Raw genomic sequence first — 26443 nt, 5'->3', positions numbered from 1 at the left:
CGTCGCATCAGCTCCCTCACCATCCGGGCCGGCGTGCCCGCGGGGTGGGGGACGGTCAGCGGCAGCGCCGTCGCGGGGCAACCGGGGGCAACCTCAGCGGCTGGGCCGGCCGCCGCTACAGGCAGCGGCTGCTCGACGCGCCATGCTCGTGCCGTTCACGACGGCTATGCCAGGACCCGAAGTTGCCGGGTTGGACGGCCCGCGCAGCGATCTACCGGCTTGTGGGTGTGAGCGTGATCCGGTGCTCCGGGAAGCGGCGGTCCCAGGTCACCGGTACGGCGACGATCTCGTCCGTTTCCGGGTCCAGAAAACCAGTGGAGAGTGACAATTTCGGGCGGAAGACGAGCGTGCCGCCTTCGTGCCAGCCTTCGGGCACGTCGAAGACGACGCTGTGGCTGTACGGGGAAGGCAGTTCGTATTCTGTCCAGTCGACGGTGTCCGCCCCGGTGGGCTGGTAGGTCTTGCCGCCGGAGTGCAGGGTGAAGCTCTTGCCGTAGTGGACTTCGCCGGACAGCGACATCCTGCTCCTGTCGTACTCCTTGCGCAGCTGCTCCGCCGTCGCAAATCCCGTGTACACCTCGGCCCATCGGAGCATGACCCACCAGCGCCCCGGCCGGGCCCAGCCGCCGGGCCCCACCCACGGGCCAACATAGGCTTCGGTCTCGGCGAATCGCACGCGCATCCGCACAAGACGGGTGTGCACGAGTGATACCAGTCCGATGGCCTCGTAGTCCTCAGCAGTGACCTCGAGCTTTGGCAGCGGCCTGTAGTAAGCGGCCACAGCGTCGCCACCGCGCTCCCCGGTGCGTAGATCCATGCTCTGAGTGCGGCCCTCGTCGGTGACACGCAGCGTCACCGGTGCGCCCTTGGGCACGCTGAGGGCGAGCGTGGCCGGTCCTACTGTCTCGTTGTTCAGGCCGGAGGGATAGGTGCTGACGGAACGCGTGCGGCCGCCGGTTGCCACGGTGAGAGAGACCTTTTTCTGCCACCTCTCGTTCTGGTCTCTTCGCCAGGTCGTTTCGTCCTCGACCTCGCCGAAGGTGACGACGACGAACTCCTGACCTTCGGCCGCGTGCCGAGCCTTGTGCAGCCTCAGAGCCGCCGCCCCGAGCTCGGAGAGTTCCTCCGTCACGGCGATACCCCGCACGCGCAGGGAGAAGTGCGGGCCGATCAGAGTCCCGTCCCGCACCGGCGCCGGCAGATTCATCGTCAAGCCCCGCTGCACGCCGCCGTACCAGTTCGCTTCCACTCGGGGCGGATGGAGGATCTTGTAGGCGATGGTCCCCGTACCCGCGGCAACGGCGCCTATCGCGGTCCATGCAAGCGCACCCGTGATCAGGTGGCGCCGTGAAACCATCGGGTGCTGTGGGGCGATCGCCGCTTGCTGGTGGGCGCATACGGTGGCCGCGAGTTGCGCAGGCAGCCAATCCGTCACCGGCGGACCGTCACGGCCGGGGTCGTCCGCCGCGGCCGGAGCCGGGCCGGCGATGGCGGTCAGCGGGCCCAGCAGGTCGGTGAGCGGAGGCCGGTCAGCCGGCTCCACGGCCAAGCAGCGGGCAATCAGTTCCCGAAGCGGCGGTATGAGACCTTCCAGGTCTGGTTCCTCGTCCTCCACCCGGCGGGCGAGCTCATGACGGGATCCCTCGCCGAAGACCGGGTGACCAGTCGCGGCGAACACCAGCACGGCCGCCAGACGGAACACGTCACTCGCCGCCTGGGAACGGTTCCCGAAGAGCTGCTCCGGCGACATGAACTCCGGGGATTCCACCAGCACCCCACGCTCCGCCAAGGCGCCGGCCTCCGCGGCCGGTACCAGCCCGGGATCGACCAGCCGCGGACCGCCGGTGGTCACCATGACGGTGGACGGCTTCACGCCCCCGTGAACAACACCTGCGGCGTGCAGGACCTGCAAGGACCGGACCAGGCCCACTCCCAGAGCTGCCACCGACTCCGCCGGCAGCGCTCCGAACTCGTCCACCGCCTCCGCCAAGGACAGCCCCGCGACAAAGACACTGGCCAGCCACGGCCGCTCGGCCTCCGCGTCCACGTCCACCATCACCGCGGTAAAGGTGGCGTCCGTGACCCCCCGTAAGGCGGCGGCACCCTCGGCGAAGCGTCTCCGGAAGGCCCCGTCCGCCGCGAACTCGCGGTTCACGACCCTGACCGCCACCGCCGCCTCGCCGCTGGGCGATCGGCCCAGGTACGCCGTGCTGATCCGCCCGCCGCCCAGCCGGGCGAGCAGCTCGTACGGCCCCACCCGGCTCGGGTCCCTCCCCACCCGCAGCGCTTCCACCGCAGGTCCTCCCTTCGCGTCGTACCGTTTCCCCGGGGGCTGTTGCCACGGGTCACCTCTCCGGATGGGGTAAGTGCACCTCCGTTTGGCAGGCATGTGGAGGGTCGGAGTTCAAGTGAGGGTCCTCCGTTGTGTCCGGGCATCTTGTCGTTGACGTCGCGCGCCCACCATGCCGGTACCGGGCGCGGCGGCGCACGTCGCCCGGAGGCATTCCGTAGGCGGCGCGGAGGACGGGGCTGCAGTGGGCCTTACGGCCCCGGCGCGCAGCCACGGCCTGGACCGTGCGATGGCCATGGCGGGGATCGGGCAGATCTGCCAGGGACGCGACGTGCCGTAGAGCGTCATCCCGCCCGCAGAGCTTGTGGTGTCGCAACTTCCTTGGACGATCCGGTGACCACCGCGGAGGTTCAGCATCAGCCGGTGATCCTCGGGATCAAACCGCCTGATCGGCTTGCCCGGCCGGTGCGTCTCCAACTGCGGGTACCGCACCCCGGAAACCGGCATGGCACCCAGGCCCGGCAGATGCAACTCCGCCCGGAGGCCTGACGCATGTTCATTGCGCAGCGTAGGGGGGAGCAGTGTCTGGGTCGTCCGGCTGCTCCTGCGGTCGAACCGCTCCCCCACCGGTAACCGGCTCGTCCGGAACCCTGCCACCATCCCCGTGTCATCCCCCGTAGCAGTTTGTCCCCGCGAACAGTGTGGTGACCGTCGCCCGCAAAACCCCAGCGCACCTCGCTCCGATGATTCCCAGCCCGACCGGACGCATAGCCAGGGTTGAGCAACATCTGAGCGATCGCCGCCCCGATGCCGGGCACTGACGCTGCCCGTCGCCGAGGCTGCCGGCACTGCGGCGGCTTATGGTGACCGTTCCGTGCGCCTTGGCCACCTTCACCAGGCCGATCGGGTAGGAGCCGTTGGTATCGGTGTCCTCGTCCCAGACGACGGCGTCGCCGGAGGCGGACGTCGCGACGCCAGGGTTGCTGGTGGCTCGGCTCGGATCATTTCTCGTCCGTCACGGCAAAAGACCGTGCCCTGGAAGTCGAAAATCCGGATAAGCGCATGCACAGCATCAGCCGAGAGCACCCACAGTTGTCCGCCGTTCTGTACGCAGGCCGTCAGGCGCGACGACGGCGACCGCGACAAGGAGCGGTGTGCCCGTGCGCACCAGCAGTTCGTACACGTAGGGTGACTGGTCATTGGTGCGCGCCACCCGGATCGGGTCCCTGGTGACGAACGGGCGGTCCGGCTCCACGGTGGGCACATCGGGCAGCGGCACCGTGAGGCTCATCGGACGCGGCAGCGGCAGCAGCGGGCCGTTGGGCACCCGTCGGGGGGTGGCCGTCACGGTGAGTACGTGCGGACCGGCGCCGCCGTCGACGACGGGGGCATCGCTGCGCAAGCGGAGATATACACCACGGCCCGCGAGCTCGAAGGCTTCGAGGATGTCAAGTGTCGGCGGCGTGCCGAGCGGTCCGGGAGGCACCTCGACGGCTTCGACGGTGACCCGGCCCAAGGGGTCGGCCAACCGCAGGGTCACCCGCACCGGATCGGTCACCGCGGACCGACGGAACCACACGGCCAGCGGCGTACGACCGGATGCGCGCGGACCGCGGACGAGCACGGGTCCGTGGTCCGCGACGGCGGGCCGCGCCGCCGGATCCGCGAGGGGCAGCGCGTCGAGCGGGCTCTCCAGGCGTGGGAACAGCTCGCTGCCCGCGGACTCGACGGACACGCTGAGCACGTGCGGGCCGAGCGGTGTCGGGGACGAGGGCGCCGAGGTGTTGGTGGAGACGACGATGCCCGTTCCGTCCCAGTCGTCGGTGACGATGGCACTGACGGCGGGTGGCGCGGAGGGCGGCAGCTGCACGGGCACCGTCGCCGAGCCTGGTGAGGGCGTGCCCACGACGGCGTCGACCGGCACCCTGGGACGGGGGACGGCGACCGCGCGCACGAGCCAGGGCTCCCACGACTCCGGGAGCGTGCCGCTCCATGTGCTCGTGTACCACGGCCCGCCTGTCGGCGTGGGCGGGTCCGCGGTCACCTTCTTCGCCTCGATCTCGGCGAACGGGGGCCCCATGGTCTGCGCCGATCGGGCAGCGAAAGGCGACCGGGTGCGGAAGAGCAGGAAAGTGTCGACGGGTACGACCGAGGTACTGGCCACCTCCAACCGGACCCCCATCGCCGCGCCGACCGGGCCGTACGAAGGCGTCACCGTAGGTGCCGCAGGCGCGAGGACGCGCGGGGCCGTGAACGCCGTCAGGTGGGTGTGGTCGGACGGCCAGGGCGATTCCACGTTGGCCGGGCTGACCGCGGTGACCCCGAATAGGTGGATGTCGGTGGAGCCGCGCGGCAGCGTCAGGTCGGCCTCGCGTGCCGCGGCACCGGCCTCGCGCACCCTGCGTAACAGTGCCCGTCTTTGGGCGCCCGCTAGACCGTCATACGCCGTCCGTAACGCCGCCAGCCGGGCACCCGGTACGGTGCCGTCGGCAGCGCGTGGGCTGAGTCCGGCCGCAGAACGAAGCGCCGTCTCCGCGACCTCGTACACCACGAACCGCGACACCTCGCCGGCCGGCGTCGCCCAGGCCACCCGCACGTGGCTGTGACCGTCCGCGTCCGGTGAGCTCCCCACGGGGACGCCGGGTAGCGGCGGCGGTGGCGGCAACATCGGTGGCACTGGTGTGGCGGCGTAGGCCCGTGCCGGCCCCGCGTGGGGAGAGAGCGGGCCGGGCCCGCCCAGCACCGCGATGTCCTCGCGGGCCCAGAGGGCGACGCCCCAGTGCTGGTTCGGCCCGAAGTCGAGTTGCTGGACGGTGGCGGTGATCCGGTAGCGGCGGGCGTCGTCGGACTGCGCCGGCCCGGCGGGGACCTCCGACTCGCCTGTGGGATCCAGGCAGGACACCGTCACTCCCGAGGGGGGCACGGGTGTGTCCCCCGAGAACGGAAGGGACACGTCGAGCCGCAGGCACCCCGCGGGCGGCGGGCCGGTGGGTGTGACCCCCGGCGGCGGTTCGGCACTGGTGGAGAGCGCCGGGAACAGCACCGCGAACACGTCGAGCCGGGTGGGGGTACGGGTGCTCCAGTCCAGGGCGAGGTGCACTTCCAACGTGGCGGGACACAGGGGTGAGCCCTTGTACGCCGTGTCCAGGCGCACTGCGAGCACCCGCGGGGAGGGCGCAACCGGCTCGTCTCCGGCGTAGCGCGTGTCCTCCCACCGGGACCACACACCGAAGACGTCCTGGACGGCGACCGCGTAGCCGGCTGAGCGTCCGCCGCTGCCGATCGGGATCGTCGCCGCGATGTCGACCTGGACGTCGTGGTCGGCCGGCGGGGCACCGGGCGCAGACGGCGCCCGGGTGGGCACCGGGGTGTGCCGGCCGCCGGAGTCCCGCCTATCGGTCATCGGCTCGGCCTGCGCGCCGCCGGTCGTGGCGTACCGGGCCAGCGCGACGCCGCTGGGCCGGCCGAGCAGCGCGCTGGACTCCACATGGTCCCAGCGCAGCCGAACGGTCTCGCGCCAGGGCTCGTCCCGGGCGGCCGGGCGCACGAGGCCCTCTCGTGCGGCCGACAGTCCGGTGACCGCAGCGGTGTCGCCGTGTCGGCTGGGCCAGGGCACCACCGCCGCGTAGGTCGCGGGGCCGCCCTCGGGCGTGTCCGGGTAGTCGGCAGTGACCATGAAGTCCTGCCCGGCGAACTGTTCCCGCTCGTCCAGCGGATACGCGGTGCCGAATCCGGTGGCCAGGGCGAGGAACGGGTCGGTGGTGGCGGCGACCAGCAGCGCGCCCAGCAAGGGCGTCGTGGCCTGTGAGGGCTGCCTGGAGGCCCGGCCGTCCTGCTCGGGAGGTGGCACGGTCAGGGTGGGCCGGAGGGCCGCTTGTCGGAAGGGCGGCAGCCCAGGGGCGTAGAGCGGCTCGATCTGTGGGAGCAGCACGGTGCGCACCTCGCCCACCAGCGCGGCCGGGTCGGGCGGCTCCCATTCGGGCGCGATGCGGCCCGCTTCGGTCAGCGGCCACCAGCCGATCGGCGGGCCGCCGCGCCGCACGCGGTCCACGGCGGCGTCGGCCGGGTCGCGGGGAGCGTCGAGGAAACCTTGCGGTCCCGCGTCGTACGTCGTGGCGCCCCATCGGCCCGCGTCCACCGGCAGTCCGACCCGCTCCACTTCGACCCAGCCGTCGTCGTCGATCACATCGCGCAGATGGTCCACCTGTACGACAGGGTCGCGGCCGTTGACGAGCAGCGCCTGGGTCATGCCGCCGGTGCGGAGGCTGAGGGAGACCCCCTCTCCGACCGTGGGGTTGACCGCCACGACACCCACGGTCGCCTGCGGGCCGACCGGGCCACGGAACCCCCATAGCGCCACGGCGCGCGCCGGGTCCACCGGCCTGCACTCGACCTCCACCGTGACCGCGCTGTGCCCGTCCCACTGCAGCAGCACACCGAGCGGGTGACTGGTCGCGGTAACGGCCACGTCGGCGCGGCGCCGCTGCGGCTTGCGCGCCCAGACGCGGAATGGGCCGGGCGGTGCGCCGAGCACGTCGGAGCAGGCCCACCGAAGGTGGACCTCGGCAAAGCGCCCTTTGAGACGCTCCCGGTCGGCCGGCCGGTCGAACTGTCGGCGCTGCCGTCGTGCGATCTCGTGCCAGGGGGCGACGACGCCTTCGGCGCGGAAACGGGACACGCTGGCGATCCGGCCCGCCATGTCAGCTCTCCTCCCAGGGCGCGACACCCAGCAGCACCCGCACCGCGTCGACCACGTCATCAGGCACACCGGCGAGCGGGTCGGTGCGCCGCCGGAATCGCAACCGCACTTCGGTGCCGCGGGCATCGGGGCCGAGCAGCAGCACGGCACGGGTGTCGCCCGGGCCGCGCACGATCCGCCCGACCGGCGCGAGCGGGGGCTCGTCCGGGCCGGGCGCGGTGGTCATCTGCTCGGGCGTGAGCCAGTCGGCCGGCCGCGCGGCCCACCACTGGTGCGCCAGGTCGACGGCGTCGGCCGGGCCGGTGACAACAGTCGGCATCGGCCGGGAGCGCCACATCGGCTCGTTGGACTCGACGACGACGGCCACCGGCTGCGGGGTGGAGGCACCGGTCCACAGCACCTGGATCCGTGGATAGCGCGGCACCTGTGGAACGGCCAGCCCCGCCGCCGAGAAGGTCTCGTCGAGCGTGCTGCCAGCCGGCCGGGCGGGCAGCGTCGTCAGCGGTGCCGGATCCCGCACGAGGAGGTGCTCGACCGTCGCGGCCGTGAACATGCCCGCGAACTCGGCGAGCGAACGGAACCGTGAGGTGGTGAAGCCGACCCGGAAGACCCGTACCCCGGTCGTGCCGACCGGTGAGCCGCTGGGCACGCGCTCGATGTCGAGCAGGTGGTCCGTGGACGGCTCGAACACGTAGGGCAGGTCGACGACCCGGTGGTCCACCCGCTCACCGAATTCCGGCAGGCACGGCCCGGTCACAACCTCGCGGACCGTCTGCTCCCACGGCGTGTGGATCGCCAGGTCCGTGGTGGGACGCGCGGTGGCGAAGTCGAGGAGGCGCGGGCCGGCCGGACCGCCGCCCGGCGGGGCCGGATGCCGCCCGGATGCGGCGCGCACCACGACCCTCAGCTCCTGGCCGTACGCTCTGAACAGCTTGTCCACGGCAGCGGAGGAGAACGCCAGCCGGACCACCTCGTCACAGAAGACGCCCCGGTCGTCCGGTCCGGGTGTCGTGGCCAGCACCCATGGCTCGAGCCGCGACGGCACCTCCGCGGCGCCCTGCGCGACGAAACGGAACTCCTGGGTCTGCTCGGCCCCCCAGGCCGGCTCCGGTGTGACGGGTGGGAGTTCGTCCTGCGTCAGATGGGCCGCCCGCCATCTCACGCGCAGGGTGTACGGCGTGCCGGGCGTCAGAAGTGCGTGCTGGTCCGGGTCTTGGGTGAGCGCGGCCTGCAGGGCCCCGCGCCGGGTGGAGGCCGTGGAGTCGTCCCATGCGTACCGGTCGACCTCGCTCGCCAGGAGCCCTTCGAGGGCGAGCACATGGAATGCGGGTGCATCGCCTTGCGTACGTCGGCGATCCCAGCCGATCTCCACGGTCAGCGTGTCGCGCGGCACGTCGCCGCGAACCAGCACCAGTACGAGCCCGTCTTCGCGGGCCGAAACCCGGGCGGCGATACGGCCCGCACGCTCGACGCGCTCGGCCCACGGGCCGGCCGGATCGGTCCACCGCCCCGGCAGCGGATTGCCGTTGGTGACGAGCGCCGACGCGTCGACCCGCTGCTCGCCCAGCACGGCGCCCGATGCGTCGAGCGAGCGCACCACGAGCAGCCCTTCGATGCACCACCGCGGCAGCAGCATCAGCGCCGTGAACGCGTGCAGTCCGCCCACGGCCGAGAACTGCACCGCGTCGCCGAGGTCACCGGGCCGGAACCGGGTGTCCTCCCACGCCTGGACGACGGCCTTCTCGTCGTCGAGGTCCCCCGATACGATCGGACGCCCGCCGTCGCCCGCCGGTGAGCGCAACAGCTTGCCCGTACAGGTGAGCGGGTGACGGGCGAGCCCCGGGTCCCAGCCCTTGGCGACGTGCGCGGCGCGAAGGTCGTGGAGCGTCGCACCGTCGGCGATCGTCTGGCTCCACTCCAGGAGTACGGCGGCGTCGATCCCGGCCGCACGGCTGAACTCCATCGGCTGCCCGGTAGCCCAGCCCTGGAGGTTCGGCTCGGCGGGCCGCCCGGGGTCCGGGCACGGCACCGCATCACCGATGACACGGGCCGCCTCGATGCCGCGCAGCCGGTCGGCCGGCCCGATGCCGCACCGCCAGCGCTCGGTGACCCGGAGCCGGGCAGGCGGTGTGGTGCTGCGCACGGTGTCCTGCGGATCCGGCCAGGGCTGCCCGTCCAGCGCCCAGCCGACGGGGCTCGGGCCGGTGGGCAGTTCGTGGAACGTCCACAGTACGGGCGCGGGTTGGGCCGCGGGATCGCAGATCCGACCCCACTGCTCCCTGACGGTGGTGGTGAGCCGTTCGCCGTAGGGCACCGCGCGCGGGTGCGGTTCGGGGAGCCAGGACAACAGGGCGAGCGCCGGACCGTGCTGGGCGTCGCCCGGATTGCCCCGCGCCCACCACACACTGGGTGTCTCCCCCGGGGAGAGCGCGCCGTCGAGTTCGACGGCGGTGACCTGGTAGCGCCACCACTGGCGGCCCCGGCGAACCCACGGGTTGGCGCTCAGGCCGTTGCTGCCCAGGACGGTACGGCCGAGCACGGTGAGGTCTGGCGCCATGCCGGCCGGTACGTCGAACAGCACCACGGGGATCGCGTCCAGCGGCACCGGTTGAGGATCCGCCCCGGCCTGGTCGGCCAGGTCGCGGGCGTCGACGAGTTTGCCGTCGACGGCCCGGTCCGTGGCGCTGCCCTCGATCAGCGCGGGCGAGCGGCTGACCAGGGCGACGCCGCTGACCAGCGGTGGCGGCTCCGGTTCCGGGACGTCGGAGTCGCCCAGTTCGAAACCGACACAGCCGGAGACGCTGAAGAAGAAGAAATCGACCGTGCCGCACACCTCGCCCTTGATGTGGGTGCGTTCGACATCGACTCCGTCCACTGTGCCGCGCCCGGCCCGCACGGTGAGCCGGGCCTGGGCGCCGATGCTGACGACGAACAGCCGAAGCTCGCCGGAGATCTCCACGATGCCGCCGAGTGCGAACGGCTTGAACGAAAGGATCGCGTCGAAGCCACCGGCAACCTTGAGGTAGAGGCCCGCGCCGGTACTGCCCCAGACGAACTGCGCGTGGAAGCCGACGGCCACGGTGAGGCCACTGGTCGCCACGGCCGGCAGCCGCGGATGGGTGATGCCGTCGCCGTGCACCATCACATACCCGGTGGCTTCGATGAACTCGAAGACGCGCACCGTGGCCGGCTCGTTGAAGGTCCCGAGGTCGACGAACCAGTCCGGCACGTGCTGGGTGTCGAAGAACGCGGTGACCGGGACCCGGACATGCAGCAACTCGACGACGGTGTACTCCGCGGCGAGGCCGACGGTGATCGTGCCACGGGCGAAGTCGAGGTCGAGCACGGCGACGAAGGTGGCGGTCCCGCTGCCCCTCAGCGCGGGCGGCGCCTTGAGCACGTCGGCCTTCATGACCAGCAGCAGCCGCGGCCCGGGCAGCTCGAGGATCACGATCCCCTTCATGTGGACGACGTAGCCGCCCTCGAGGGTGCCCAGCAGCAGGCCCGCGGCGAACGCGAACCTCCCCGGGTCAGGCTCCCAGCCCTGCGGTGCCAGCACGCCGAGCGGTCGCGGCAGTTGTTCCTCGAGCCACTTCAGCGCGGGCGCCGGCACACCCGCGGACTCGGTCCTCTTGAAGTTGACGCCCACTCCGCCGAGGACGCCGAAGACGCCGAGGCCGGAGTTGCCGAGCACGATCGGCACCGGGAACTCCACCTCCAGGCCGACGAACACACCGGTGGTGCCGCCCTTCTGCGCGATCTTCAGCGTGGCGGCGGCGCGGATGTTCAGCGATACGACGGTCAGGTCGAAGGCGCCTTCGAGCCCGCCGTCGCCGGGCAGGGACAGATAGCCGGAGCCGTGGAGCACACCGGGCACGTTGATGGTGGCGCCGAGGGCCGTGATCTGCGGGGGCTCGACGGCGTCCAGTCGCAGCCGGACACGGACGGCGTCGATGTCGACGATGCCGAGGTCGAGGCCGATGCCCAGCTCGGCCTCGAAGTAGGCGGGGTTGTCGCGGGAGACGCGGAATCCGAGGACGCGCAGGATCTGGTCGAACGGGTCGCGGGTGACCAGGGCGCCGCTCGGCACGTCGAGACGGTAGCCCCTCGTCGGGTCGAAGGCCCACAGCGGTACGTGCTCGACGCCGCCGCCGGCTGTCGGGCGGATGTTCCACGTCGACCGCAGGCCGACCGCCTTGTAGCGTGCCACGACCGGCCGGTCCTGCGGCACCCGTACGAGTCCGGCGTCGAAGAAGAACCCCGTTTCCACGTCGAGCAGCACGCTGACCTCCGTGCCTGACGGGCCGTCGGAGGCGGTCAGTTCGGCGCCGCGCAGGATGACGTACTTCGTGCTGATCCGGCCGGCGCCGGCGAGTGCCATCACCGCGCCGGTAGCGACGCCCAGCGTGACCAGCTCACCGGCGGTAGGTGACGGCGGGGTCGCGACGGCGAGCAGCGGCGCGAGCGCGGCGACCGCGCCGATCACGTCGGTGCCGGTGGCGCTGCCGGACGTGGGGCGTTCGAGCCTGGCAAGCCCGTCGAGGTCGCTGTCGACAGCCCGGAAGTCGCCGGTGGCGGTCCACGCCGTGCGCTGCTCGTCGATGCGCAGTCGGACGAGGAAGGCACAGATACCATCGGCGGGATTGGTCCGCGGCGGGATCTTGCCGGCGGAGTTGGCCGCAAGCCGCGTTTCCGCGGCCGTCCGGACGTCGAACTCTCCGTGGATCTCCGCGCGGACGAAGGCGTTGCGGACCAGCTCGACGCGGATGCCAATCCTGCGGAAGCAGTCGGGGACGGGCGTCCGCGCCGGTTCGGGGTCGACCTGGTCGGCCGGTGCCGGCGGAGGGGCGGCGGCGCGCTGCAGCGTGGCACGGACCGTCTCGGTGACGCCGCTCGGCACTGTGACGATCGCGGTGGCTCGCCAGTACGCGTTGCGCTGGGCCTGGTCGCCGTCCGCGGCGAGGTGCGCGTCGGAACCGTGGGCCGTGCCACGTGTCACGGTGGCGCCGTGGCCCAACGTCGACAGGAGGTGGACGAGTGCGTCGCGGCGCCGGGCGCTCAGGTCGAGGTTGTTGAGCCGCGCGGTCGTGCTGGAGTCGTTGTCGTAGGAAGCGAAGCCGTTGACGAGAAATGAGGTGCCGGGTGGCAGCGCCTTGAGGCGGGCCTCGTTGGGGCCGCCGAGGAACGGCTCGGAGCCCGGCTCAAAAGTGCCGTCGGGGAACGCCTTGCGGGTGCGGGTGTTGTCGGGGTTGCGCGAGTAGTCGAAGTGCACGCCCGGCGGCAGGCCGTCTTCGGCCTTGCCCGGGTGGTCCCAGCGGAAGTAGCAGTGCAACTCCGCCGGTGCGCCCGGTACTCGGGTTCTCTCAGCGACGACACCGACGGTGATGTCCGTCGCGTCACTCGGGACCGGGATGGTCGCGGTGGCCCCGCCGGCGCTGCCTCCGCCGTCCCAGGTCCACGTGATGTCGCCGCCTTCGGGCTCGAGGCGGACGACCGCGGTGGTCGCTGTCTGGGCCATGACGACGATACGCGAGCCGGTGGTGCTGGTGGTGTCGGCGGTCACCGGCTGAATGCCCGCCGGGCCGGGGCCGGTCCCGGCGGCCGGGCGGCGGATCGCTGTCAGCGAAAGCGTCGTGGTGTGGGCCGCCGCGTCCGTGACCGTGATCCGGAGGGGGATGCCGCCGGTCGCGGGTGTGGTCACCGGGGCCCGGTCCCGGGTGGTCTTCGTGCCATTCACCAAGAGGACATAGGTGTACGGGGCGAGACCGCCGACCGCGTCGACGAGGAGGGTCGACCGTTCGGGCAGGGCCACGTCGGGCCCGGCACCGTCGTACCAGCGACCCGCGTCGTCCTGGAACCGGACCCTGACATTCGGGTTGCTGCCCCGTTGGACGACCTCAGCCTCGAAGACGCCGGTGACTCCGGCGTGCCGCCCGAGCCCGATCCACAGATCCCGCACCCCCGCGTTGACAGCGAGCCCCTCCATGCCGCTGGGCGCGACGAACAGGCGCGCTTCGGGCAGCCAGAAGCCCTGCCAGTCCAGCGGCATCGCGCGGGCGGCACCCGGCGGATTGCTGACACCGCTCAAATCGAGGGCGGCGGTGCGAAACCCAAAACCCACCACGTCGCCCGACCCCACGAGAGCGTACGGTGGCTCCATGCGCACGAACTCGTAGACGTCCGCCGGGTCGAGGCCACCCGGCGGTACGGTCGACGCGGACGCGAGTCGCGTCGTAAGCCCCGTGTCTGCACCTGCCCACCGGCACTCGACCGTCAGCCGCGGCAGGAGGAACCACACGTCCGGGTGCGCGGGGTCCTCTTCGAGCATGCCCCGGGCGTCGAGCCTCGCGCCGCGCAGGAACGGAAGCCGCGCGATCGCGTTCGGCATGGTGAGCGTCATCCGGAACGGCCCGGTCGGCGAGCCGCCGGGAGTGTCCAGGTCGACCAGCAACTCGAAGGTCACCCTGGGATCCGGGAACTCGATCGGTGTCTGTTGGAGCGCTGGGGTCCGCTCCGCCGACCCCAGCGTGAAACGGCCGGTGCCGGGATCGAGGCTCAACCCGTGCCCCCCCGATGGGCTCCACTCCCCCCGCATCGACCGCTGAGGGGGCGGTCCGGGTAACTCGTCGACATCCGTGGCAAGCCCCATGTCCTGCAACATCTGCCGCAGCCCCGTGAGAGCACCGGAGTCGCGTGCCGCAGGTGCCAACTGGTCCCACAGACTCATCTCGCAACCCCCCGGTCCGAGCCCCGCCTCGGGTTCGAACGATACTCAGCCGAATACGCTCTTGCCCTGCTATTCCCCGATCCAGCCCGGTCGAGCCGGCGGTCCGAGCCGACTCTGGGGACGTGCCGGAAGCGTTTGTAAAGGTGTTGTCGACCCAACCGGATTCTGAAAACCGATGATCCGCTCGGCGCCTTCCACCGCGCGGTCGGGGAACAGCACATGGCCGGCGTTGCCGTCGCAGACGAGTTGTTGCAGCGCGGTGGCCCCGGAAGACAGCGCCACAAGCAGCTCGGTTCCGGCCCCCTCCAGGAAGACCTGCAGGGGCAGCCCGGGCAGCCCGGCGGTGGCCGACACGGACAGGGCCGGCCGAGGCCCGTCCAAGTCGGAGGTCAGTCCGGGGCGGCATCCCGGGTGGACACGTTCGGCGCGTTCAGCCGCAGCGGGGGGGTGTGCGCAGGGCGCCGGTTCCTCGAGAAACCCGAGAAGGCTGCCGTCCGCCCCGGTGCCCGGCACTGTGTTGCGGCCGGCGCGCTGCCTGCCTGAGCCCCGCTTCACCAGACGGGCCCAGCCGACGGGGCATCAGCCGGAGCGTCGGCACCCTGTTGTCATCGGTGACGAAACGTACGGACGGTCCCCACTCCAAGAGTGAACGAAGCTGGCATCGCGGGTCCATGCCTCCGCGACGGCCCGTGGGTACAGGTCGTGATGGACCCTCTCCGCTCCGGCCATCAAGTCCACTTCGCAGCGGACGTACCTCACGTCACGGAGGGAGAGCGACGTCAGGTGACTGTCGGCTGACGACTCACCACGTACGGCCATGAGCGTAGAGGAACCGTGGCCTGACGACGAGCATCTCGCGCCGCAGCCCTTCGCATGGCACGGTTCACTCAGTGATGCGAGCATGGACGCGGTGTCGGCCGCCGCTCCGTGCCCTCGCGAGGGGGGATGGTCATGCCCGAGCGTCTGGGCCTCTGCTGCGACGGCACCTGGAATGCGGTGGGGATGGTGCGCAACTGCGGCATCCCGCGCCGGGACCACGCGGACCGGATCCCTGCGGCCTGGGCTCTCTACCGCTCCCGGGGCGAGCACCCCAACGGCTGTGATGTCAGCGGCGGCTACCAGGAAGCAGGGCTGTCCGACATCAGCTTGCTGTGGATGGTCGACCAGACTCGCACGGGCTCACGTTCGACACCGACGCGCTCAGCGCGGCCGGGCCGAAGGCGATGCAGCCGGAGCAGAGCATCGACTTCCGTGTACGGCCGGACAGCTCGGGCCAACTGCACACCTCACGCACGGGAATGTACCGCCCGACCAAGCCGTTCCACCGGCCCCTGGGCAGTGCCACGGGCAAAGAAGGCGAGCCCGACGGAAATGAGTACCTGGCGGTTTCCGCCAAGGAACGGTACGACCGCACCCCGGGCTACCGGCCGCAGGAACTTGAGCGCTACCTGGCCGACAGGGAACAGGTACGACTGGAGCCTGCCTTCCTTCCCGGCCTCGCCACAGAGATGCCGCCCCAGCCGTCAGCACCTCAGTGAAGGAGAACAGGGATGCTTGCCTCCGCGCTCTTCGCCGGAGATCCACTGCTGGAGTCCATCGCACAGGGCCAGGACCGTATCTCGCGCACCCGACACCGGAACGACCCGGCCGTGCGAAAGGTGCAGATCGCGCTCCTCGGCTGGGACCCTGGCTGTCTGCCCCGGTTCGGGGCGGACGGCGACTACGGCAACGAGACCGCCGGCGCGGTCGCCCGGTTCAAGGTCGAGGTACTCGGTACCCCCTCGGCCGAGGTGATCGACGACGTCGGCCCGTCGACGGTCCTGAAGCTGGACGAGATGTGCGCGGCGGCCGAACGCCCGCCCGTGCAGACGGTCGCCCCGGAGGACTGGCTGCTGACCGGCGCCGAGATGGGCCCCTTCCGCTCCCCCGCCTTCACCCTGGGCAACAAGGTCCTGTTCTTCGTCGACGCCGAGGGATACTACGACACTCTGGCCTCGCGGCTGGATGCCCTGACGGCCGGGAACCGGGTGCTGTTCGCCGGCTGGCGGTTCTCGCCCGAGCAGGTGCTGCGCCCGGCGGTCGCGGGCTCACCGGGGATCCTCGAGCGGCTCCTCAAGCTCCGCGCGAACGGCATCGTCGTACGCGCGCTCCTGTACGGCTCGCAATTCTCCACGCTTCCCGTGCGCAGGCCCAGGGTGCCGAGCCTCCCGTCCAAGGACAACTTCGACTTCCGGACCGCGCTGGTCGCCGGAGGTGCACAGGCGGTCCTCGACGCCCGGGTGGGCCAGTTCGGCTCACACCACCAGAAGTGCGCGGTGGTGCAAGGCAGCGCCGCTGAGGATGCGGCGGCGTTCGTCGGCGGGATCGACATCTGCCTGGACCGCTGGGACAACGCCGCCCACGGCGATCTGCCGATACGGCAACGGGAACCGGACTTCCTGGGGAAGAAGATCTCGCTGCCCGGTTGGCACGATGTGCAGTGCGCGGTGTTCGGGCCTGCCGTCGGCCAGATCTGGCAGTCCCTGGTCCAGCGCTGGAACGACCCCACTCCGCCGAGCCGTATCGACGGAACGCCCGTGCCGATCCCCGCGTCGGAAGCACCCAGGCCGCCGGCCACCTCAGGCACCCAGGCCGTACAGGTCCTGCGGACCCTGACCTGCAAAGGGGTGTACTCCTTCCTGCCGGGTGGTGAGTTCACCGTCACGGCCGCCTACCGCAAGGCCATCCGCCGGGCGCGGCACTACATCTACATCGAGGACCAGTACCTGTGGCCCTCGCCGCTCGTCGACGACCTGCGGGCCGCCGCAGCCCGGGGTGTCCAGGTCATCCTGGTCACCGCCCGCGATTTCGACGTGCCGGGGCTCGGCGACGTCCACAAGGCGATGCGCGCCGAGGTGCTCCAGCGCATCGCAGCCGCACATCCCGCGAACGTCCACTGCTTCCACCTGGAGCAGGCGGCGACCACGCTGCAGATCTACGTCCACGCGAAGCTGATGATCGTCGACGACCAGTACGTCTCCGCGGGGAGCGCCAACCTCAACTCCCGTTCCCACACGACGGATTCGGAACTGCAGCTCGGCGTCTTCGACACGAACCTCATCGACGGCACCATGGGCGGCGCCCCACACCGGGTCGGCGTGTCCGTCCGTAAGCTGCGCAAGCAGATTTGGGGCGAACACCTCAACGAGGACCCGTCGCTGCATGAGGACGCGCTGACAGGCCTGGGCCGTATGCCCACGGGGGGCCGCAAGATCGGCCACCTGGTCAACTTCCCTGTTCCACCGCGGGTTCCCGCAGTGAACTGGCGCGAGACGCTGCGGGATCTGCTGCGCTCGGTCCAGCAGATGGAGCACTGGCAGTCCCTGGCCCCCGTGGTGCTCGGTCCACTCGCGCCGGCGGTCGCGCTGGTGCCGGGCCTGGACCTCGGCACCGTCGCGGACCTGGTTCCCGACCCCGAGGCCTTCGTGCGCAGATTCCTGAACCCCAACACCACATGCTGAGCAGCCCTTCCGGGGTGGTGTCGGCGCTCGGGCGGTAGTCCACGACCGAGCGCCTCACCGGCACCGTCACCCCTGGCGAGGCTGCGTGGCAGGGCCCTGCCCGCGGCACCCCGGCCGCTGTACTACGGGGATCTGCGGGGTGGACGTGGGCGACCCCGGCCCGTGGGTCTAGCCGGCACGCCCCGGTTTCCCCGCGTGACCTGTGACCCGTGCGGCGGGCACGCCGCCTCCCCGTCAGCCTGTTGCTCGCTGAAGGCTGTCGAGGATGAGGTCCAGTCCGAATTCGAACTCGTCGCTGTAGGCGTACCCGGGGCGCATGACGTGAGCGGTCGCGATCTCGGTCAGGTACGGGTACTCGCCGTCGCCGAATGCGCTCATGATGGAATCCGCCAGTTCTGCGGTCTCCTCCGGGGAACCGAAGGGCAAGGTCTTCTCCTGCAGGGCGAACCCGTAGATGTAGCTGTCGAGAACCGAGACGGCGTGGGCGGTCAGGTCGAGAGAGAACCCGCCCTGACGCAGGCAGCCGAGCACGGCGTCGTGGTGTCGCAGAGTGGCCGGGCCTGGAGTGGACCGCGACTCCATCAGCCCGATGGCCCAGCGGTGGCGGGACAACACCAGGCGCATGGAGATCGCCCGCTGTCGCATCGCCTGTCGCCAGTCGGCACCCGGTACGGGCAACTCGACTTCGCCGAAGACCAGGTCGACCATGCCGTCGAGCAGGTCCTCCTTGTTGGCCACGTGGTTGTACAGGGACATCGCCTCGACCCCGACAGCCTCGCCGAGTTTGCGCATGCTGAGCGTCTCCAAGCCGCTGGAGTCGGCGAGTTCGACGGCGGCATGGAGAACCCGCTGCCGGGTGAGCGTCTCGCGGTTCGGTCGCGAGGTGGTTCGTCGGGTCACGGTGAACGGGCCTCTCTCTCGTCTCTCCCAGCGTTGACGACCTTACGCCGTAAGTGCTCTACTTACGGCGTAAGTACCGTGGGAGGCGGAACCGGGGGCAGTGATGATGCGAAACATGAGCGAGCCGATCACCACCGGCGAGACGAAGACGATGGCCGCTGTCGTGCAGGAGCGCTACAGCGTCGATCCGGAAGCCGTGCTGCGGACGGCGCGGGTCGTCCAGCCCGCCATCGGGCCGGACGAGGTGCTGGTGCGAGTGCGCGCCTCCAGCGTGGACCGGGGCACCTGGCACATGATGGCCGGCCTGCCGTACCCAATCCGGGCCGTGAGCGGGCTGCGAAGGCCAAAGCTCCCCAATCCCGGCCGCAACATCGCCGGCATCGTCGAGGCAGTCGGCTCTGATGTGACCGTGTTCGCGCCCGGCGACGAGGTCTACGGCACGGCAGCCGCCGCGTTCGCCGAATACGCCGCCGCTCGTCCCGACAGGATCGCTCCCAAGCCGACCCGACTCACCTTCGAGGAGGCGGCGACGGTACCCGTCAGTGCGCTCACCGCACTCCAGGCAGTTCGCGACAACGGCAAGGTCCATGAAGGCCAACACGTCCTGATCACGGGAGCCGCCGGCGGCGTGGGCACCTTCGCCGTCCAACTCGCCCATGGACTCGGCGCCCGGGTGACGGCCGTCGCGAGCACCCCCAAGCTCGAGGCCGTACGGGCGCTGGGCGCGGACCACGTGATCGACTACACGCGCGAGGATTTCCTCGCCGGCCTCCAGCGCTATGACGTCATCATCGACATCGCGGGCAACCGCGGTCTGCGGGATCTGCGCCGTGCCCTCACACCCCGCGGCAGGCTGGTCATCACCGGCGGCGAGACGAATGGCCGCTGGCTCGGCGGCACCGATCGGCAGCTCCGCGCCCAGGTGCTCTCTCCCTTCACCGGCCGGCATCTCGGCACCTTCATCGCCTCAGAGAACGCAAGCGGGCTACGCGAGCTGACCGCTCTCATCGACGCAGGCGCGCTCCGCCCTGTCGTGGACCGCGTCTACCCGCTCGCCGAGACTGCCGCAGCCGTCCGGCACCTCCTCGACGGCCGCGTCACGGGCAAGCTCGCGCTCGCCATGCCCGCCGAGTGACGCCGTGAGACGACGCCGACGCCGGCCACGACCGGACCCGGCACGGTGACAGCCGGCAGCCCTCCCCGGAGCAAGACACAGGCGACGTTGCCGTCGATAAATGCCTGCGCGAACCGCCCAAGGACCGTAGACTGGATGTACCGACGCGGGGTGGAGCAGCTCGGTAGCTCGCTGGGCTCATAACCCAGAGGTCGCGTGGTTCAAATCCCGCCCCCGCTACCAACCTTCGGCCCCTGCCCGACGTCCTGTCAGGCAGGGGCCGAAGTCTTGTACGTGGCCCGTCGGCCCCCTTGGCCGGGTCAGCTTCTCGACCCGGTGCGTACGGTCAGGAGCCCTGAGGCATCGGCGATCACGCTGCCGGGGACGATCCAGGCGGTGGCCGGCAGCCACCCGCCCTTCACGTCGTGGAACCACCTGACCACCGCAGTCCCGGGCTGCTGTCGACGGGGAAAGCCGTCACCGAGCCTGCCGCGATGGCATACAGGCCAATACGACCCATCCATGGGGCGTCGCACCATCTGCCGGCCGGACGGCCCCAAGGCGTCGGCGCGTCGACCGAACCATCGGCAGTCACCGGGCCGGTTGAGCGACCGCAGGCCGCTCGTACGGCGGCTCGGTGTTCCCCTTGCGGGATACGCCGGGCGGGTGAACAGTGGATCTTATCGGCTCTTCATTCTTCCGGTTCCGCTTTCACGGAGTCACCGTCGGCAGGAAGAATTCCAAGGAACTGTGCGACGCCAAGCGTGTCTGGAATCATCATGGCCAGAATTTCCCGGCGACACATCCTTCACGCGGCCAACGCATCCATTCTTGCTGCTGCACTCGCGATGCCGGCAAGCCTGACGATTGCCGCCGCGGATTCTCAGAGCTTGGACGGGGGCCGAGTCGCAGTACCGGCTCAGCCCACGGATCCTCCGCCGTCGCCTTCACCCCCGCCCCCGCCCCCGACCCCGACCCCGACCCCGACCCCGACCCCGACCACAACGGCGCCCGAACCCACGCCCACGACGTCCACCCCTACTTCGCCGACTGAAACGTCGCCGGACCCCGACGACACGGACATCCCGCCGGAGCAGGAGGCGGGAATCGGCGAGGCGACGAAGGAACTGAACGAGGAGAAGGAACGGGTCCCCGAGGAACTCGTGCCGACCGTGGGGACACTGATCACCATGATCGATGCGGTCCAGGATCCGGCGACGCCGCCGCAGGACAGGCAGGGAGTCATCGAGAGCACGGAGAACCTGGCAGCGACGCTCGCGGCCATCGGTGACCCGAAAACCTCCCCCGAGCTGCGCAAAGAGTTGACGCACATCGTGAAGCAGGTGACTTCGGCGCTCGAGACGGTCAATGATCCCCAGGTCCCGGCAGAAGAACGGTCCATTCTCATCCTCGTGGTCAAACGGACCACGTCAGCCCTGGACATGATCCGTGATTCCCACACACCGCAGGACGTACGGGACCAGTTGATCGCCATAGTGAACGACACCGCCTACGCTACGGAGAGAAGCCAGGACGGGGCTGCAGGCCGTAGCTATCCCGAGGGCTTCGCTTCGTATGGTCTGTGGACGAGCTCCTCTATCGCCACAGTCACCTACCAGAGCACACAGCCGGATGAACGAGAAAAGCTGGCGAATGACACGCAGCCTGTCGGCGCTCTGCTGAAGAAAATCAATGACCCCCGGACGTCGCAGGAGGAGAGGGCTGAAGCCATCGAAGAACTGAAAGAGAAAGTCGCACGCATGAAGGACCAGCAGGAGCAAGCCGTTTCAGCTCAGGAGCGTCCCGAGCAGTCGCTCGGGAAGGCTGCCGCGTTCTGCACCAGCGCCATATTCGAGTCCACCCCTGAGCACGACCTCATGCAGGGACTGCGGGATCTGGTTCCCGCGCAGTGGGCGGACGAAGGGGTGAAGGACTTCTGGAAGGCGGAGGAAGAGAACAACAAGACGCTCGACGTCCTCGTCCAGTTGCAGAACGACACGCACACCCGCGGCCCGTTCCCCGTCACAAAGCTCATCCCGGAACTCGCGGAGCTGGTACCGCACGACAGGCTGTTCGCCAGTCTGGGTCCCTCTGCCCTCTCTTGCAAGCAGACGGCCACGTACCTCGCCGAGGACGGAACCACGGCGGGCACCTGGCTCAGCGAGTGACCGGTCAGCGGCCTGCGGATCGCAACAGTTCGGCCACGGAGATCTCCGAAACGGCTCGGTCCTTCGCAGCTCCGTACCTCTCCAGTTCCCTCTTTTCCTCCTCATAGTCGCCTGCCCTGCGATAATCGTAGGGCAAGGATGAAATCGAGGAGAAATACCAGGGCAACGGTGACCAGTAAGCGGTCACGTACCGCGGTTTGCGCGTGACATTAATAAGATTGTTGTTGTGTCGTACCCTGCCGCGGTATACGAGCTGCTCTCCGCACAACACCGGGTCGCAGTAGTAGCGTCCATCACGTGCGTTCCACGTAGCGTGAGGGGACTTGAACTCGTCGACGTCGAGCCTCCCTCGATCCTTTCTGATGTACAAGATCTGCAACTCGGCAGTCACGGTGTCGTACGCGACATCCTTGGGAAGCTGAAAAACTTTCTTCAAGGCGTACTCCTGCCCGACGTCGAGCGAGTCGCCGGATTCGTAGAATCTCCCACTGCTTATTGTGGTGTACTTCAGTTGGTCGACGTAGAGTTCGGCCTCCCCATCGGGCGTCCCCGGCTTCCCGAAACTGTCGCTCCATTCCCGCATCCGATTCTCGTCCCCTTGAGAATACGAGGCGACCCTGCCGCGGACCGTGTAGAGGTCATTGATGACGTACACAGGGATCCCGCCGGTGTTTTTCATGTAAAATGTCAGCGGGACGTGCACGAAGGGATGCTTGCTGTCTTCCCATGGCTTTCCGAATTCCGCCCTGAGGGTAAAGTACACGGGGGCGGCCGCGGGCTGATACATGGTGGAATAAGCGAGGCTGACAGCTGTGAGGAGTGCAGTGGCGACCACTCCGGCCGCGAATCTTCTGGGTTGCGGCATACCGTTCCATGATTTTTGGCGCACAAGAAGGCAAAGTGCCCATACGGACCAGCACAAGGCCGGCACGAAGACGAGCAGGTAGGGCGTGTACTCCCTCTCCTCGAACCAGAGAAGAAGAAGGAGAACGTCGGTGGCGAGCACAATAATGGCGCCGAGCAGGACAATCGCCCCGGAGGCCCTGAAGTGCCGCTTCCCCCAGTAGTCGCGTGCCGCGATCGCTGCAATTCCCAGCACCACGCCCGAGAGCACGAAGAGCACTCCGGTAATCCGTTGGGCGAAAGTAAGGGCCCCCACGGCGTCCGGCCATCCGATGACGGCATTGAAAACCATGGAAGCGATCAGCCCGACCAGCATGAGTGACATGATGGAGCGTCTTTTCCAGGCTCGGTCGGGCCAGGTCCTGCCGTCACCCCCGCGCCAGCATACGGAAGCCGGATCATCCAGATCCATGTCCGCGGGGAAACCGCGGCGGCCGAGTATTTTACGCAGCTCGCCCGGCGACCAGGCGCTGCCGACCGTCTCGCCGCCAATGCTGATGCGGCGAAGACCACGACTGTCCGGCGGCTCCACGATGACCCATGGACGGATACTCATGACCACAGACTCAAACGGGAGCCGGCCCAGTGCACCCGGAACTACCCCGTTTGCCTCCAAGCGGTGGTGGCCTGCCTGGTGTGGACGTGGTTCTGACCTCGTATTCCGTGACCGCTTGGGGCATAGGTGGGGCCGGTGGCTAGCTGGACGCGGCGTGATGGGTTTTCGCGGTGGTGTGACGACCTGCAAGTGCGGCCCAGTGACGATTGTGCAGCGCGTGAGCTAGTGGATTTCGATGTGTTCGACGACTGCGCTCGTCATTCCGATTGTTGGACGGTCCACCGCTGTCAGTGGTGCTGTAGGGCCGGGCTGAGCACGGAGTGCGGCGGGAAGGTGCTGGATCTCGTTGCAGGTCAGCGGCATCAGGTCGTCCGAAGCCCGTTGTTGTACGGCGTTCATCAGCGGTGGCGGCCGCGGCATGGGCCGACCGGGCCGTCGAGGGGACCTGTGGCCCATCCCGTCGGTCGGGCCGTCGAGGGACGCCGAGAGCAGAGGCCGTCACCGGCCTTGCCCCGATTCCTCCGAGGATGTCACGGCTGCCCTTGCACAGGACCTCACTGCGGCCGTCCGCACCGCGGCACGCAAGGCGTTCGTGATCCTCGACGGAACGCTGCTGCCGATCGACCGAATTGCCGCCGACCGGCCCTGCTTCTTCGGCAAGCACAAGAAGCACGGCATGAACGTGCAGGTGATCGCCGACCTGTTCGGGCGGCTGCTGTGGGCCCCGCCCGCGCTCCCCGGCGCGGTCCACGACATCAAGGCGGTCCGCACCCACGGCGTCATCGACGCGCTGGCCGAGGTCGGCGTGCGCTGCTGGGCCGACAAGGGCTATCAGGGCGTGGGGGCACGGTGCACGTCCCCTACCGGGGCCGCCGGAACAACCTCTCCCAGGGCCAGCGGGCAGTCAACGTCTCCCACGCCAAGATCCGCGCCGTCGGCGAGCAGGCAATGGCCGCCGTGAAGTCTTGGCGGCTGCTGCACAAGTTCCGCTGCAGCACCACCCGCATCACCGACCTGGTCAAGGCGGTCCTGACCCTCCATCTCACCGCCTTGGCGGGCGGCAGTGGAGGGCCCGTTCTGTAGTTCCAGTATGGCGTCGAGCGAGGCAACGCGTCTTCATCATCCTTGACGATCTTGTTTTCGGCCCGACTCTGTAGCCTCTCGTCACGGATCCGGCCGCGACCGATGGCCGGTCAGACAGTCGAAGGCGGGACCGCGTGGAGGACCTGATCGCTTTGGACGAGTGCGGCCGCATGGTCCCCACGGACCGGGAAGCCCTGGCCCGAGCGGTGGCCGCCCTGCTTGCCAGGCCGCATGAGCAACCCCCGGTACTGCGCCGAGCAGGCGTAGGGCTGCTGGTGCTGGGCCGTCACACCGAGGCCATCAGCACACTGGAGCGGGCGCTGGCGCTCGCCGATGACAAGCTCGCCATCGCCATCCACATCAACCTGGGCGACAGCTACCGTTACTGTGGTGATCTGGAGGCCGCGGAGCCTCATTACCAACAGGCCCTCCATCTTTGCGAGGGTCACGCTCCGGACATGCTCTACTTCTGCTTCCAGCACCTGGGCAAGCAGCGCCTTGACCAAGGGCGGGCCGAGGAGGCACGCGACCTGCTGGAGATGGCGCTGCGTCAGCGGCGCACGAAGGGAGACCCCTCCCTTGTCGTCGCCACCGAGGCCGCGCTGAGGCTGGTTGACCGAGCCGAAGCCGCTGCGAGACAACTGGCTGAGGTGGATTCCAGCAATGGTGATCAGCCGACTGGGACAACGGGTGGTCGACAGCACACTGGACCTGCACGGTGAACTGCGCTGGTAGGAACGCGCTGGAGAAGATTCGCCGTGCCCTCCATTCAAGGGGCGTTGGAAAATCCTCCATGTGTGTGCGACTTCTCCGACGGCGACCGGACCATCGCCGACCTGCTGGGCGGCAAGGCTCGGGGCCGGCCGAGATGACCCGGATCGGGCTGCCTGTACAGCCCGGCTTCACGATCCCCACCAGGCCTGCCGGGAGTTCCTGGCCACCGGCGTCGAACCGCCCGTACTGGCCGCGTCCGCTGCCCCACAGCCTGGCAGCGCCGGCAACGCTCTCCTGGGACCGAACCGATCACCGGACCTGTCCTCACAGCACTTGCGCCCTGCCTGTGCGAAAGCCCAGGAAGGCTGCCACCGGCGCAGGTGCACCACAATGCCGGATGGCTATGACCCGAACTTCGTCCAGTGCCCTTCGGAGACCACCTCGACGGAGCCGCCGACGACCTTGATGGCCGTCTGTTCGTCGATCGCGTAGGCTGCGCCGCCGATGTCGGCAGCCCAGCGCTCAGCATCAGCCAAGGTGTTCCCCGGGAAGGCGTCCAGGTGCGGGAAGATCGAGAAGTCGACGACTCCCAGGGTGCGGTCGTCCGGCGCGAACTGCCACTCCACGAAGTAGGTGCCGATCCGGGGCGTCATGACCATGCTTCCGGCACTCACTCCCACCCAGACCGTGTCGGGCAGCGAAGGCAGCAGATCGGCCAGCCCCGACTCCCTCATCCAGTGGCACAGGTACGTCGCGTCGCCGCCGTCGACCAGGAGCACGTCGGCTTCCCGGACCCAGGGGACATACCGCTCCGCGCCGATGGTGGGCAGTGCGGTCAACTCGAGGACGCCGAGCGAGGCCCAGCCCAGGCCGGTCAGGTGCTGCCACCGGGGCTCGCCGGCTGCGAGGCCCCGTACCGATGCCGGACCGCACATCGGGTGACCCCACTGTGCCGTCGGGACACAGAGGGCGTGGCACTCGTCGATCGGCTTGCCCAGAAGCTGCACGAGCGCCGAGCGGATGCTCGGGTTCGTGACGCCGCCTGAGGTGAGCAAGAGCTTCAAGGTGTCTCCCAATGCGCGCGCGAAAGGTGGCTGTACGTGAAGACCCGGAACCGCGCCGGAATTCATCGTGGTTCGCGCAACCTTTTCGGAGGGCCTCGGGTCGCCGGGCGTGGTTCTCCCCGATCCCTCCGCCAGGTCATGCCTTCGGCCGACCTGCAGCATGTCTCCGTGAACCTCCGCTACGAAATGGTCTTCACCTGTTTCCTGAAGGACGACACCCCTCGGCCGGTCCTGGACACCCTGCGCTGGCACATGGGCCTGCTCACCGACCGGCCCGCGGCTGTCGGCGGCGATGAATACCCGCGTCCCTTGCTGACTCCGAATCCGGACACCAACAGGCCCCTGCCCGGAGGGGAGTTCGCGCGTCTGGAACGCCAGTCCCGCAGCGATCACGATGCCTGGGGACTGTTCGTCCGCGTCCTCTGGCCGGACCTGCTGGACGACGTCGTATCACTCCTCGAACTCCTGGCTCCGCACGTCGACGAACCCGACTACGCCGGCTACTTCCGTGCGGAAGCCGACCCCTGGCCTTCCGTCTTCAGGTTCCGCGAAGGACGTACGACGTGACCGGGCCCATGTCCGACTTCCGGCAAGGCTTCGACACCGGCGCGGTGGCCAACGCCTGGCCGAGTCCTGAAGCGCGTACTCCATCACGACGCTCCCGGCCCGGTCTCCGGCCTCAGACGAGAGGGGTGGCGGGGCACGGCGCCCTTCATGTGTGGGGT

General features: G+C 69.6%; 14 protein-coding genes, 1 tRNA gene and 1 pseudogene. 8 read left to right on the top strand and 8 right to left on the bottom strand.

What is annotated here, in order from left to right; translation table 11 throughout:
- Positions 1–211 precede the first annotated feature (211 nt).
- The 5 genes from ACZ7MY_RS34795 to ACZ7MY_RS34775 all read right to left on the bottom strand — a co-directional run bounded on the left by ACZ7MY_RS34795 (position 212) and on the right by ACZ7MY_RS34775 (position 14070).
- Complete coding sequence (locus tag ACZ7MY_RS34795; protein ID WP_499608078.1) at positions 212–2293, bottom strand: serine/threonine protein kinase; 2082 nt, start codon at positions 2291–2293, stop codon at positions 212–214.
- A gap of 111 nt (positions 2294–2404) precedes the next feature.
- Complete coding sequence (locus ACZ7MY_RS34790; protein ID WP_499608076.1) at positions 2405–2950, bottom strand: AraC-like ligand-binding domain-containing protein; 546 nt, start codon at positions 2948–2950, stop codon at positions 2405–2407.
- 412 nt (positions 2951–3362) lie between these two features.
- Positions 3363–6989 carry a hypothetical protein gene (locus ACZ7MY_RS34785; protein ID WP_499608073.1) on the bottom strand — a complete coding sequence of 1209 codons (3627 nt, stop codon included), beginning with the start codon at positions 6987–6989 and terminating at the stop codon, positions 3363–3365.
- Between the two features lies 1 nt (position 6990).
- Positions 6991–13452: a hypothetical protein gene (locus ACZ7MY_RS34780; protein ID WP_499608071.1), complete on the bottom strand. Its 6462-nt coding sequence runs from the start codon at positions 13450–13452 to the stop codon at positions 6991–6993.
- Between the two features lie 333 nt (positions 13453–13785).
- Positions 13786–14070: a hypothetical protein gene (locus ACZ7MY_RS34775; protein ID WP_499608069.1), complete on the bottom strand. Its 285-nt coding sequence runs from the start codon at positions 14068–14070 to the stop codon at positions 13786–13788.
- A 797-nt stretch (positions 14071–14867) separates the two neighbouring features.
- Here ACZ7MY_RS34775 and ACZ7MY_RS34770 point away from each other — a divergent pair.
- Both ACZ7MY_RS34770 and ACZ7MY_RS34765 read left to right on the top strand, forming a co-directional pair.
- A complete protein-coding gene (locus ACZ7MY_RS34770) occupies positions 14868–15254 on the top strand; it encodes a hypothetical protein (protein ID WP_499608068.1) in 387 nt (128 codons plus the stop codon).
- A gap of 12 nt (positions 15255–15266) precedes the next feature.
- Positions 15267–17216 (top strand): phospholipase D family protein, encoded by a 1950-nt coding sequence (locus ACZ7MY_RS34765; protein WP_499608065.1) that lies wholly within the window; start codon positions 15267–15269, stop codon positions 17214–17216.
- Positions 17217–17450: 234 nt separating this feature from the next.
- Here the strand turns inward: ACZ7MY_RS34765 and ACZ7MY_RS34760 are convergent, their stop codons facing one another.
- Entirely contained in the window at positions 17451–18116 is a 666-nt protein-coding gene (locus ACZ7MY_RS34760) for a TetR/AcrR family transcriptional regulator (RefSeq protein ID WP_499608062.1), read from the bottom strand.
- A gap of 115 nt (positions 18117–18231) precedes the next feature.
- Between ACZ7MY_RS34760 and ACZ7MY_RS34755 the strand changes: the two genes are divergently transcribed.
- The 3 genes from ACZ7MY_RS34755 to ACZ7MY_RS34745 all read left to right on the top strand — a co-directional run bounded on the left by ACZ7MY_RS34755 (position 18232) and on the right by ACZ7MY_RS34745 (position 21398).
- On the top strand, positions 18232–19251 hold the full coding sequence (locus ACZ7MY_RS34755) for an NAD(P)-dependent alcohol dehydrogenase (protein WP_499608059.1): 1020 nt from the start codon (positions 18232–18234) through the stop codon (positions 19249–19251).
- Between the two features lie 144 nt (positions 19252–19395).
- Positions 19396–19473, top strand: a tRNA-Met gene (locus ACZ7MY_RS34750).
- Positions 19474–20420: 947 nt separating this feature from the next.
- A complete protein-coding gene (locus tag ACZ7MY_RS34745; RefSeq protein WP_499608057.1) occupies positions 20421–21398 on the top strand; it encodes a hypothetical protein in 978 nt (325 codons plus the stop codon).
- A 4-nt stretch (positions 21399–21402) separates the two neighbouring features.
- Here the strand turns inward: ACZ7MY_RS34745 and ACZ7MY_RS34740 are convergent, their stop codons facing one another.
- Complete coding sequence (locus ACZ7MY_RS34740; protein WP_499608054.1) at positions 21403–22617, bottom strand: hypothetical protein; 1215 nt, start codon at positions 22615–22617, stop codon at positions 21403–21405.
- A 766-nt stretch (positions 22618–23383) separates the two neighbouring features.
- Between ACZ7MY_RS34740 and ACZ7MY_RS34735 the strand changes: the two are divergent.
- Positions 23384–23940, top strand: a pseudogene (locus ACZ7MY_RS34735) (transposase family protein); the annotation flags it as partial.
- Between the two features lie 134 nt (positions 23941–24074).
- On the top strand, positions 24075–24662 hold the full coding sequence (locus tag ACZ7MY_RS34730) for a tetratricopeptide repeat protein (protein ID WP_499608051.1): 588 nt from the start codon (positions 24075–24077) through the stop codon (positions 24660–24662).
- Between the two features lie 393 nt (positions 24663–25055).
- Here ACZ7MY_RS34730 and ACZ7MY_RS34725 read toward each other — a convergent pair whose 3' ends face one another.
- The gene (locus ACZ7MY_RS34725) at positions 25056–25718 is read right to left on the bottom strand and encodes a Type 1 glutamine amidotransferase-like domain-containing protein (protein WP_499608047.1); all 663 of its coding nucleotides are present in this window, start codon (positions 25716–25718) and stop codon (positions 25056–25058) included.
- 168 nt (positions 25719–25886) lie between these two features.
- Between ACZ7MY_RS34725 and ACZ7MY_RS34720 the strand changes: the two genes are divergently transcribed.
- Positions 25887–26285 (top strand): hypothetical protein, encoded by a 399-nt coding sequence (locus tag ACZ7MY_RS34720; RefSeq protein WP_499608044.1) that lies wholly within the window; start codon positions 25887–25889, stop codon positions 26283–26285.
- Positions 26286–26443 lie beyond the last annotated feature (158 nt).

The organism is Streptomyces sp. NPDC111520 (assembly GCF_055635295.1).
This window is presented reverse-complemented; position numbering and strand designations above follow the sequence as displayed.

Bases quoted from the DNA above. Each gene is read 5' to 3' on its own strand.
- ACZ7MY_RS34790 (WP_499608076.1), bottom strand. From the start codon at position 2,950: ATGGTGGCAGGGTTCCGGACGAGCCGGTTACCGGTGGGGGAGCGGTTC.
- ACZ7MY_RS34785 (WP_499608073.1), bottom strand. From the start codon at position 6,989: ATGGCGGGCCGGATCGCCAGCGTGTCCCGTTTCCGCGCCGAAGGCGTC.
- ACZ7MY_RS34765 (WP_499608065.1), top strand. From the start codon at position 15,267: ATGCTTGCCTCCGCGCTCTTCGCCGGAGATCCACTGCTGGAGTCCATC.
- ACZ7MY_RS34755 (WP_499608059.1), top strand. From the start codon at position 18,232: ATGAGCGAGCCGATCACCACCGGCGAGACGAAGACGATGGCCGCTGTC.
- ACZ7MY_RS34745 (WP_499608057.1), top strand. From the start codon at position 20,421: ATGATCGATGCGGTCCAGGATCCGGCGACGCCGCCGCAGGACAGGCAG.
- ACZ7MY_RS34740 (WP_499608054.1), bottom strand. From the start codon at position 22,617: ATGCTGGTCGGGCTGATCGCTTCCATGGTTTTCAATGCCGTCATCGGA.